Origin of the sequence: Microbacterium sp. K41 (genome assembly GCF_004794395.1) — a bacterium.
GTDB classification, from domain to species: domain Bacteria; phylum Actinomycetota; class Actinomycetes; order Actinomycetales; family Microbacteriaceae; genus Microbacterium; species Microbacterium sufflavum.
In genome coordinates this window covers 38,070-48,931 of record NZ_SSDO01000301.1, presented here as the reverse complement: position 1 = coordinate 48,931, position 10,862 = coordinate 38,070, and the positions used below count along the sequence as shown (strand labels likewise).

General features: G+C 69.3%; 8 protein-coding genes. 3 read left to right on the top strand and 5 right to left on the bottom strand.

All coding sequences use genetic code 11. The features are described from left to right. The 3 genes from DW309_RS08920 to DW309_RS08910 form a co-directional block, all read right to left on the bottom strand. Nucleotides 1-5,768 (bottom strand): CLIPPER-2 domain-containing protein (locus DW309_RS08920; RefSeq protein ID WP_136045164.1); only part of this gene is annotated, 5,768 nt, incomplete at its 3' end. A 151-nt stretch (nt 5,769-5,919) separates the two neighbouring features. Then, nucleotides 5,920-7,044 carry a M24 family metallopeptidase gene (locus tag DW309_RS08915; protein WP_136045163.1) on the bottom strand — a complete coding sequence of 375 codons (1,125 nt, stop codon included), beginning with the start codon at nt 7,042-7,044 and terminating at the stop codon, nt 5,920-5,922. 50 nt (nt 7,045-7,094) lie between these two features. Continuing rightward, entirely contained in the window at nt 7,095-7,544 is a 450-nt protein-coding gene (locus DW309_RS08910; RefSeq protein ID WP_136045162.1) for an iron chaperone, read from the bottom strand. A gap of 137 nt (nt 7,545-7,681) precedes the next feature. Between DW309_RS08910 and DW309_RS08905 the strand changes: the two genes are divergently transcribed. Next, entirely contained in the window at nt 7,682-8,104 is a 423-nt protein-coding gene (locus DW309_RS08905) for an NUDIX hydrolase (RefSeq protein ID WP_136036487.1), read from the top strand. Nucleotides 8,105-8,114: 10 nt separating this feature from the next. Here DW309_RS08905 and DW309_RS08900 read toward each other — a convergent pair whose 3' ends face one another. Further along, nucleotides 8,115-8,597, bottom strand: a complete 483-nt coding sequence (locus DW309_RS08900) for an aminoacyl-tRNA deacylase (protein WP_206252146.1) — start codon at nt 8,595-8,597, stop codon at nt 8,115-8,117. Continuing rightward, nucleotides 8,594-9,091, bottom strand: coding sequence for a DNA helicase (locus tag DW309_RS08895; RefSeq protein ID WP_136033719.1), 498 nt, complete (start codon nt 9,089-9,091; stop codon nt 8,594-8,596). The genes DW309_RS08900 and DW309_RS08895 overlap by 4 nt, the downstream gene beginning before the upstream one ends. A gap of 146 nt (nt 9,092-9,237) precedes the next feature. Between DW309_RS08895 and DW309_RS08890 the strand changes: the two genes are divergently transcribed. Together DW309_RS08890 and DW309_RS08885 are read left to right on the top strand one after the other, a co-directional pair. Then, the gene (locus tag DW309_RS08890) at nt 9,238-9,795 is read left to right on the top strand and encodes a peptidylprolyl isomerase (RefSeq protein WP_136033721.1); all 558 of its coding nucleotides are present in this window, start codon (nt 9,238-9,240) and stop codon (nt 9,793-9,795) included. Between the two features lie 21 nt (nt 9,796-9,816). Further along, nucleotides 9,817-10,707 (top strand): rhomboid family intramembrane serine protease, encoded by an 891-nt coding sequence (locus DW309_RS08885; RefSeq protein ID WP_136045161.1) that lies wholly within the window; start codon nt 9,817-9,819, stop codon nt 10,705-10,707. The last annotated feature ends 155 nt before the right edge of the window (nt 10,708-10,862 follow it).

The following is a 10,862-nucleotide window of genomic DNA, read 5'->3' as shown; positions in this document are numbered from 1 at the left end:
GAATCCGGGTCGGACGGGACCGGGTCACCGCCGGGCTCCGTCCCCGTGGCGGTAGCGGTATTCGCGACCTCGCCCGCCGCCTCATCCTCGGCCGTGACCGTGTAGGTCGCCGCCGAGCAGCTCGCGACGGCCCCGGGCGCCAGGTTTGTGACATCGCAGGTGACGGTCCCCGCCTTCGGGTCACTCACGGTGATGTCGGTCAGGGTCACGTTGCCGGTGTTGGTCACCGTGAACGTGTAGTCGATCGTGTCGCCCGCATCCGTGATGCCGTTCGCGTTCACGTCCACCGGAGCACCCGCGGTCTTCTCGAACGACAGCGCCGGCGCGGCCGGGACGGCCGGGGTGGTGGTGCTGTCGTCGTCGGTGGGTGCCGGGTCGCCCGCGGGGTCTGTCGCCGAGGCGGTCGCGGTGTTCGCGACCTCGCCGGCGGCCTCGTCGTCCGTGGTGACGGTGTACGCCGGGGCGGTGCAGGTGGCGACCGCGCCCGGTGCCAGGGTCGTCACATCGCAGGTCACCGTGCCGACCTTCGGATCAGCGACCGCGACATCGGTCAGGGTCACGTTGCCGGTGTTGGTCACGGTGAAGGTGTAGTCGATCGTGTCCCCGGCGTTGGTGAGGCCGTCCCCGTTCACGTCGACCGGCGTGCCCGCCACCTTGTCCAGCTCGAGCGCCGGGGTCTGGTCGGTGGGGGTGGTCGTCGTGTCGGGCTCAGACGGAACCGGGTCCTCTCCGGGTGGGGTGCCCGTGGCCGTGGCCGAGTTGTCGACGGAGCCGTTGTCCACGTCGGCCTGCGTGATCACATACGGTGCCGCCGTGCAGTTCGCGACTCCACCGGGGGCGAGCGTGGTGACATCACACGTCACGGCGCCGACCTTCGGGTCGTTCACCGTCACATCGGCGAGCGGGACGTTGCCGGTATTGGTCACTGTGAACGTGTACGCGATCGTGTCGCCCACATCGGTCACCCCGTTGCCATTCACATCCACCGGGGCACCCGCGGTCTTCTCGATCGTCGAACTCGGAGCCGACGCCTCCGACGGCGTCGTCGTCGAATCCGGGTCGGACGGAACAGGGTCACCGTTCGGAGCCGTCCCCGACGCCGTCGCCGTGTTCGCCACCTCACCCGCAGCCTCATCCGCCGCCGTCACCGTATACGGCGCCGACGCACACGAAGCGACCTCACCCGGCGCGAGCGTCGTCACATCACACGTCACCGCACCCACCTTCGGGTCATCCACAGCGACATCCGTCACCGTCACGTTGCCGGTGTTCGTCACCGTGAACGTGTACCCGATCGTGTCACCCTCATCCGTGATGCCGTTCGCATTCACATCCACCGGCGTCCCCGCCGTCTTCTCAAACGACAGCGCCGGCGCCGGCGTGACGACCGGAGTGGTCGTGCTGTCGGGGTCGGAGGCGACCGAGTCGCCGTCCGGGTCCGTGCCCGCGGCGGTCGCGGTGTTCGCGACCTCGCCCGCGGTCTCATCGGCAGCGGTGATCACGTACGGCGCCGCGGTGCAGTTCGCGACCGCACCGGGGGCCAGGGTGGTCACATCACACGTCACCGCGCCGACCTTCGGGTCGTCCACCGTGATCTCCGACACCGCCACATTGCCGGTGTTGGTCACCATGAACGTGTACGCGATCGTGTCACCGGCGTTCGTGATGCCGTTGCCGTCGACGTCCACCGGGGCGCCCGCGACCTTGTCGATCGTGAGAGCCGCGGCCGAGGCGACGACCGGGGTCGTGGTGCTGTCGTCGGCGGTGGGGGCGGGGTCGCCGCCGGGGTCGGTGGCCGCGGCGGTCGCGGTGTTCGCCACCTCGCCCGCGGTCTCGTCCGCTGCGGTGATCGTGTAGGGCGCTGCCGTGCAGGTGGCCACGGCCCCGGGAGCGAGAGTCGTGACATCACACGTGACGGTGCCCACCTTCGGGTCGTCGACGGCTACGTCGGTCAGTGTGACGGTGCCGGTGTTCGTGACGGTGAACGTGTACGCGATGGTGTCGCCCTCGTCGGTCAGGCCGTCCGCATTCACGTCGACCGGTGTGCCCGCGGTCTTGTCCAGCACGAGCGACGCGGTCTGGTCGGTCGGGGTGCTCGTGGTGTCGGGGTCGGAGGTGATCGCGGGTTCTCCGGGCGGGGTACCCGTGGCGGTGGCGGAGTTGTCGACCGAGCCGTTGTCGACGTCGGCCTGCGTGATCGTGTACGTCGCGGCGGTGCAGCTCGCGACCGCACCGGGAGCGAGGGTGGTCGCATCACAGGTGACCGCGCCGGCCTTCGGGTCGTCCACCGCGACATCGGCGAGCGGCACGTTGCCGGTGTTGGTCACGGTGAAGGTGTAGGCGATCGTGTCGCCGGCGTCGGTCACCCCGTTGCCGTTGACGTCGACCGGAGCACCCGCTGCCTTGTCGATCGTGAGACTCGGTGCCGAGGCGACGACCGGCGTCGTCGTCGTGTCGGTGTTCGACGGGACGGCGTCACCGCCCGGGTCCGTGCCTGCGGCCGAGGCGCTGTTCGCCACCTCACCCGCCGTCTCGTCCGCGGCGGTGATCGTGTACGGTGCCGCGGTGCAGCTCGCCACCGCTCCGGGAGCCAGCGTGGTGACGTCACACGTGACGGCGCCGACGAGGGCATCCGTGACCGCGATGCCCGCCACCGTGACGTTGCCGGTGTTGGTGACGGTGAAGGTGTACGCGATGGTGTCGCCCTCGTCCGTGATGCCGTTGGCGTTCACATCCACGGGGGTGCCTGCGGTCTTGTCGAACGACAGCGCCGGCGCCTGGTCGGTGGGGGTGGTCGTGGTGTCGGGGGTGGTCACGACCGGGCCTCCCGTCGGGTCCGTGCCGTTCGCGGTGGCGGAGTTGTCCACCGAGCCGTTGTCCATGTCGGCCTGGGTGATCACGTACGGGGCGGCCGTGCAGGTCGCGACTCCCGTCGGCCCGAGCGCCGTGACATCACAGGTCACCGTGCCGACCTTGGGGTCGTTCACGGCGATGTCCGACACGGTGACGTTGCCGGTGTTGGTCACCGTGAACGTGTACGCGATGGTGTCGCCGACGTCCGTCGAGCCGTTCCCGTTGACGTCCACGGGCGTTCCCGCGGTCTTGTCGATCTCGAGGGCCGGTGCGGGTGCGACCACCGGAGTGGTGGTGCTGTCGTCGTTCGACGGGACGGTGGTGCCGCCGGGATCGGTGCCGGTGGCACTCGCGGTGTTCGCGACCTCGCCCGCGTCCTGGTCCGCGGCAGTGATCGTGTAAGCGGGCGCGGTGCAGCTCGCGACCTCACCGGGAGCCAGGGTGGTCACGTCGCAGGTCACCGCGCCGATCTTCGGGTCGGTGACGGTGATGCCACTCATCGTGACGTTGCCCGTGTTGGCGACGCTGAACGTGTAGGCGATGGTGTCGCCCGCGTCGGTGATGCCGTTCGCATTCACATCCACCGGGGCGGCGGCCGTCTTGTCGAACAGCAGTGCCGGGGCCTGGTCGGTGGGTGTCGAGGTGGTCGACTCGTTCGAGGCGATGGGGTCGCCGCTGGGGTCTGTGCCCGCCGCGGTGGCGCTGTTGTCGACGGCGCCGGCATCGGTCTCCGCCTGGGTGATGACGTAGGGCGGCGCGGTACAGGTGGCCACGGCGTCGGGCGCCAGGGTCGTGGCGTCGCACGTGATCGCGCCGAGCTTCGGGTCGGTGACGGCGATGTTCGCGATGGTGGTGTTACCGGTGTTCGTGACGGTGAAGGTGTAGGCGATGGTGTCGCCGGTGTCGGTGGTCCCGTTGCCGTTGACGTCGACCGGGGTGCCCGCGGACTTCACGAGATCGAGGGTGGACAGGGCCTGCACGGTGTCGGTCGTGCTGATCGGCGTCGGCTCCTGGGCGGAGCTGGCGCTGGCGGTGTTGGCGTACGAGTCGATCGTCTCCGGCGCGGGGGTGTCCACGGTCACCTGGTAGGTGACCACGAGCGATTCACCCGGAGGGATCGTGAACGGATCCGTCGGTCCGACGAGCGACCCGGCGACGGGATCGCCGCCGACGAGGTCGGGGTTGGTCCCGCCCGGCGCATTGTCGCGCACAGTGGTGCCCTGCGTGGCGACGGTGGACCCGGGCACATAGGTGACGCCCGCGGGGAGCACGTCGTCGACGGTGACGCCCGTCTGCGGGATCGTCCCGGCGTTGGTCAGCGTGAGCGAGTAGGTCAGCGTCTGTCCGCCGTCGACGATCCCGTCGGCGTCGTCGTTCGACTTCGCGATCTGCATCGCCGGGGGAAGCACCTCGATCGGTGCGGAGAACGAGTTCGCCGTCTCGCCCACGATGTTCGCGGAGAGAGCCCCCGGCTCGATCGTGTTGGTCTGGGCGCCGGGTGTGACGCCGATCACCGGCACGGTGATGGTGCAGCTTCCCGGCACGATCGCCCCGTTCGGCCCGGTGGCCGCGGGGATCGAAGCACCGCTCAGGCTGACGGTCGTCCGGCCGGGAGGCGCCGTGAGTGTTGCGGCGGTACACGTCGTCGTCGCCGTGCCCGTCGGTGCGATGCGGATGTTGGAGGGCAGGTTGTCGGTCAGCGCCGCCCCGGTGATGCCGGTGGTGGGGGCGAGGTTGGTGTTGTTGATCGTGATCGTCAGGGTGGTCGTCTCGCCCTGAGCGATCGGCGACTTGGCGAAGGACTTGGAACCCGAGAGCGGCGGCAGGCAGGAGAACGCGGGGGTGTGGCCGTCGGGAGCGTTCTGCAGGGCCGTCTGATTGGCGGTGTAGGTCCAGGTGGCCGGAGCCCCGGTGGTCACGAGCCGGTCCAGCGTGCCCGTGGGCGTGGAGTATCCGGCGATGTAGACCTCGTTGCTGATCGGCGAGGCCACGGGCACGCGCATGTTCGAGCCGCCCGCGGTGAACGTCCGCAGCAGCGCCCCGGTCGACGCGTCGTACACGAAGGTGTGTCCGGCCTCGCCACTGGCCACGAGGTAGTTGGTGTTGGGGACGAACGTGAGTCCGTGGATCTGCTCGGTGGTCGTGATGGTGCGCACGAGGGCCGATGGCGCGGTCCTGTTGCGGATCGGGATCGACAGGACGGTCTCGCTGGCGGCGGCGATGTACGTGGCGTTGACGGCGACCGTGTGCGCCGGAGCCGCTCCCGCGATGACGCGGGACGTCGTCGTGGAGGTGCTGCTCATGTCGATCACGGAGATCCCGCCGTTGGTGCCGTCGTCCTTGGCGACGAACAGCTCGTTTCCGTAGGCATCGACCCATCCCGGACGAGAACCGGCGGCGCCGACCGTGATCACGCGGGACACGGTGTTGGTCGCGGTGTCGATCACGCTGACGGTGTTGGACCCGATGTTCGAGATGAACACCTGCGAGCCGTCGGCGGAGCTCCACGCGCCGACCGACGCGGAGAACGACGGGTGGTTGATCGTCGTGACCGCGAGGGTCGCGGTGTCGATCACCTGCACGGACCCGTTGCCGTTCGCCACGTAGACCCGCGATCCGTCCGGGAGCGACGTCACACCGTAGGGGGTGCCGCCGACGGGGATGTTCCGGATGTTCGTGTCGGTGCCGGTGTAGATCATCGAGACAGAGCCGGAGCCCGTGTTGACGAAGTACCCGACGCCCTCCGTACTCGTACAGGAGAACTGGAACTGGGCTTCGGCCGGCTTGGGCGGCGCGACGACCGTCACGAGGAGGCTGGCGAGCAGCGCGAGCAGGGCGATGATCGCCCATCGGCGTCTCGTCTCGTTCGGTCCTGCAGTCGGCGCGATGAAATTGTGGTGTTCTGAGGCGAACATCCGACCCTCCGGCAACCCCCGCCAGATGGAATCAGCAATCGCCGGAGCACGGGGCTCCAGCACTCAGCAGGCTAGCCCCGCCGGAAATGCGACGATAGGTGACTTTAGGAATTCACCGTGATGACTTTAGGTATTCGCTGATAGCCGAAGGTCACTGCCGAACGGCGGAGACGAGCGCGTGCGGGGCCAGGTTCACCCGCTCCGCTCCGGTGTCCGTCACGATCACGATGTCCTCGATCCGGGCGCCCCACCGAGCGGGGAAGTAGATGCCCGGCTCGATGCTGAACGCCATCCCCGGCCGCAGCACGAGGCCGTTGCCGGGAGCGATGTAGGGCTCCTCGTGCACCGAGACACCGATCCCGTGGCCCGTGCGGTGCAGGAACGCCTCGCCCAGTCCGGCCTCGGCGAGCACCGTGCGCGCGGCGGCATCGACCTCGGCGGCCGTCGCCCCGGGACGCACGGCATCGACCGCGGCCTGCTGCGCCCGCACGAGCACGGCGATGCGTTCGGCCTCCTCCGCGCCGGGGTCGCCGACGACGTAGGTGCGTGTGCTGTCGGAGTTGTAGCCGCTGGGCACCGCACCGCCGATGTCGACCACGACGATGTCGCCCTCCTCGATCACCCGGTCGGAGACCTCATGATGCGGGTCGGCCCCGTTCGGACCGGATCCGACGATCACGAACTCGACCGTGCGGTGGCCCTCCTCGACGATCGCGGCGGCGATGTCGCCCGCCACCTCGCGTTCCGTCCGTCCGGCGCGCAGCCACTCGGGCACGCGGCGGTGCACGGCATCGATGGCGGCACCCGCACGCCGGAGCTCCGCGATCTCCGCGTCGTCCTTGATCATCCGCCCCTCGCGCAGCACCGGGGTCGCGAGCTCCACCCGCACCCCCAGGCGTTCCGCGATCGGCACCACGTGGAGCGCGGGCAGCGCGTCGGAGACCCCGGCCCGCTGGACCTCCCCCGCCGCCGCGAGCACCAGGGCATACGGATCCTCCCCGTCCACCCAGTCGGCGATGGTCAGACCGAGTTCGCCGGCCGCGGTGCTGCGGATCTTCGCCAGCTCCATGCGCGGCACCACGATGGTCGCGCGCGCGTCCGGGGTGAGCACCAGCGCCGTGAGCCGTTCGATCGTGTCCCCCTCGACCCCGAGCAGGTACTGGAGGTCGGGCCCCGGTCCGACGACCACGGCGTCGAGTCCGGCGTCCGCGGCGAGCGCGGCTGCACGGGTGAGTCTGGAGGCGTAGACGGAGGCGGGGAACGGGGGAGTGCTCACGGTTCCACGGTAGTGCCGGGGTGCCGTCGCTGTCTCGGCTTCGGAGCGCTTCAGCTGATGGCCTGGCGCAGCCGGTCCGCGAGGAACTCCCGGTCCTTCGGCGTCAGGTCGATCACAGCGTACGCCGTGGGCCACACGGTGCCGTCGTCGAGGTTCGAGATCGGCTCGAACCCGAACGTCCCGTAGCGCACCTTGAACTTGCTCGCGGGCTGGAAGAAGCACAGCACCTTCCCGTCTAGACCCCACGCGGGCATGCCGTAGTACGTGCGCGGCACCAGGTCGGGGGCGACTTCGGAGACCAGGTCGTGCAGCTTCCGCGCCAGCGTCCTGTCGTGCTCGTCGAGCTTGTCGATGGCCTCCGTGATGTCGGCTTCGCCGGCCGCCCTCAGCTCCTCGGGCGACTTCTTGGCACGCGACCGTCGGGTGCGGGCCTCCTTCGCGGCGGCCTGCATGGCCTCGCGCTCCTCGGCGGTGAAGTTCTTCTCGTTGTCGGCGGCCATGGTTTCCGTCCTCTCGGTGTGGCTGATCTCCACAGAATAGGAACCATCCGAGCGCCGTCGCTTCTCGATTCGTGATCGATGTGCGTCGGCCGACACGTGGTCGGAGCGTGGCGCGCCCGGCGGATAGGGTGTGAGCCATGGACCTGCGCGTCGCCGCATACGGGGTCGTCACCGATGAGGGTGGCCGGCTCCTCCTGGCGCGCTGGATCGAGGGGCGTCGCACGGCGTGGACCATGCCGGGCGGCGGGCTCGAGCCGGGCGAGGCCCCGGAGGACGCGGTCCGCCGGGAGTTGCGCGAGGAGACCGGGTACACCGTGCGGGTCGGCGCGCTGCTCGGTATCCATTCGCGGGTGATCCCGGCAGGGCGGCGGGTGCACAAGGCGGCGGAACCACTCCACACACTGCGCATCGTCTACCGCGCCGAGGTCACCGGCGGACGGCTGCGCTTCGAGACCGAGGGCTCGACCGACAGGGCCGAGTGGTTTCCGCTCGCGGCCGTCGCGGGGCTGCAGCGGGTCAAGCTGGTCGACATCGCCATCCGGATGGCGGGACTCGCCTGAGCGCTGGCGGTCAGCGCTCCTCGGGAATGGAGATGTCGGCGACGGTGGCGCCGTAGGCGGCGATCAGGTCGTCGGCGTCCACGAACAGGCTGTAACCGTGCGCACCCGCTCCCATGGCGATCCGCTGCCCGACGATGGACTCGTCGGCGTACACGGGCCAATCGGTCGTGCTGCCGATCGGGACGATCGTGCCCCGCTCATACCCCGTGGCCGCGAGGGCGAGCTCGGGTTCGGGCAGTCGCAGCTTGTTGACGCCGACCACGGCGCGCAGCTTGGGCCACGAGATCGACCGACCGCCGGGGACCAGGGCGAACAGATAGGTGTCGTCGGAGCGCTTCACCACGAGGGTCTTCACGATGCCGGACGGCGGGATGCCCAGGATCTCCGCGGCCTCGTGCAGGCTGCGCGCCTGCGGCCGCTCGCGGATCTCGATGTCGAGTCCGCGGGCGGCCGCAGCATCCCGCACCCGCGCGTGCGGGTCGGGGGTGGTCACGCGTCGGGAGCCGACAGCGGGTCGTCGGCGACCCAGAGCTCGTCGTCGGCGCGGAGGGCCTGCCAGGCGGCGTAGAGCACTCCGACGGCCGCAGCCGCACCCAGCACGATCGCGATGACCGAGCCGAGGCCGGGGCCCTTCTTCGGAGCGACGGCCTTGCGGGCCTTGTATTCGATGCCCTGACGCTTCGCGTTGGCGACGTCCCACGCGGTGAGCGCGGTGCCGACGACGCCGCCGACGATCGGCACGACCTTGTCGTCGACGACGTGCCTGCCGACCTTCACGCCGCGGTCGACCACGGGGGCGACACGACGGTTGTAGGTGTCCTGGACGGCGGGGACTAGCTGTTCCCGATTGAAGTTGCCGAGCTGACGGCCGGCCTCTCGGGCGACGTCGGCGGCGTGGCCGACGAGCACCTGCTGGTCCTCCCACAGCTGGTTGGCGTCCTTCTGAAGACGACGAAGCTGCTTCTTCCGCTTGCGGCTGAGGCTCACGATGCTCTCCTGTCCATTGGAGTACGGGTTCCCCATCTTGCCACGACACCCTGGATGGGGGGAGGGAATCGCCCGCCCCTTGCATCATCCGCCGAGGGGATGTACAGACCCGGGCCACTCATCGGAAGCTCTGCGAGAATGAGGGCATGGTTCATGCTTCCCACGTCGCAACTCTGCACACCAACCACGGTGACATCGTCATCAACCTCTTCGGCGACCACGCTCCCAAGACGGTCAAGAACTTCGTCGGCCTGGCCGACGGCACCCAGGAGTGGACGCACCCCGCCACCGGCAAGCCGGGCGAGGGTCCTCTCTACAAGGACGTCATCTTCCACCGCATCATCCCCAACTTCATGATCCAGGGCGGCGACCCGCTCGGTCAGGGTGTGGGCGGCCCCGGCTACAACTTCGATGACGAGATCAACGGGGAGCTCGACTTCAACGAGCCCTACATCCTCGCGATGGCCAACGCCGGCCTGCGCCGCAACGCCATCACCGGCAAGGTCGAGGGCACGAACGGCTCGCAGTTCTTCATCACGACCGACCCGACCCCGTGGCTGCAGGGCAAGCACACCATCTTCGGCGCCGTCGCCGACGACGCCTCGAAGAAGGTCGTCGACGCCATCGCCGCCGTGCCCACCGCGGCCGGCGACCGCCCGGTCGAGCCGGTCGTGCTGCAGTCGATCGACATCGTCGCCGCCTGACGGAAGCCACGGCCGATCCGGATGTCGACGCCCGAGTTCACGAGCAATCGCGACAACTTCTGCTACCGGCATCCGGATCGGCAGAGCTTCGTGCTCTGCCAGCGGTGTCTGCGCACCATCTGCCCCGAGTGCCAGACCCAGGCCGCCGTCGGCGTGATCTGCCCGGAGTGCATGGCGGCCGAGCGCAAGAACCGCACTCCCGCCCAGAAGAAGGCCGCCCGACGCTGGGGGAACCGCGGCGGTGCGCTGGCGATGACCCGCGGCGGCAAGCCCGTCGTCACCTACGTGCTGCTGGCGATCACGTCGTTCATCGGCCTCGTGCAGCTCATCCCCGGGCTCAACCAGCCGATCACACAGGCGCTGGGCTTCTACGCACCGTTCCTCTACCCCAACCTGTTCGCGGTGCCGTTCGAGCCGTGGCGACTGCTGACGGTGCTGTTCGTGCACGGCGGCTTCGTGCACCTCGCGCTCAACATGCTGGCGCTGTGGATGCTCGGCCAGAGCCTCGAACCCATGCTGGGGCGGGCGCGCTACCTGGCGCTGTACCTGATCAGCGGACTCGGTGGATCGGTCATGGTTGCGATCCTCGCGCCGGGCTCATGGACGGTCGGAGCCTCCGGCGCCATCTTCGGTCTCCTCGCGTCGCTGCTGATCATCGGCCGCCACATCGGGGCGAACGTGACCGGGATCCTCGTCATCCTCGCGATCAACTTCGCCTTCGGGTTCTTCGCCGGGGGGATCTCCTGGCAGGCGCATCTGGGCGGGGCGATCGTGGGCGCGATCGTGGCCTTCATCTATACGCGCACGAAACGCCGTGAGCAGCGCGTGTGGCAGATCGTCTTCCTCTCGGCCCTGGTGGTTCTCCTGCTCGTGATCGTGGCGTTCGTTCCGCCGCTGCTCCTTTTGGCCTGATCCCGAGTTGTTAACAGAGTTGTTAACGCCTGTGAATAACATCGGTGTAATTCTCCCCATGCTGTGGAGAGAACTGTGGATAACTTCGCCGACGCCGTGAGCGACGGCGCCGAGGGGCCGGCACTCTCCGAGTACCGGCCCCTCCGTGCTCCCGC

Excerpts from the sequence above, each read along its gene's own strand:
- DW309_RS08885 (WP_136045161.1), top strand. The coding sequence starts at position 9,817 with ATGTCGACGCCCGAGTTCACGAGCAATCGCGACAACTTCTGCTACCGG.
- DW309_RS08905 (WP_136036487.1), top strand. The coding sequence starts at position 7,682 with ATGGACCTGCGCGTCGCCGCATACGGGGTCGTCACCGATGAGGGTGGC.
- DW309_RS08910 (WP_136045162.1), bottom strand. The coding sequence starts at position 7,544 with ATGGCCGCCGACAACGAGAAGAACTTCACCGCCGAGGAGCGCGAGGCC.
- DW309_RS08890 (WP_136033721.1), top strand. The coding sequence starts at position 9,238 with ATGGTTCATGCTTCCCACGTCGCAACTCTGCACACCAACCACGGTGAC.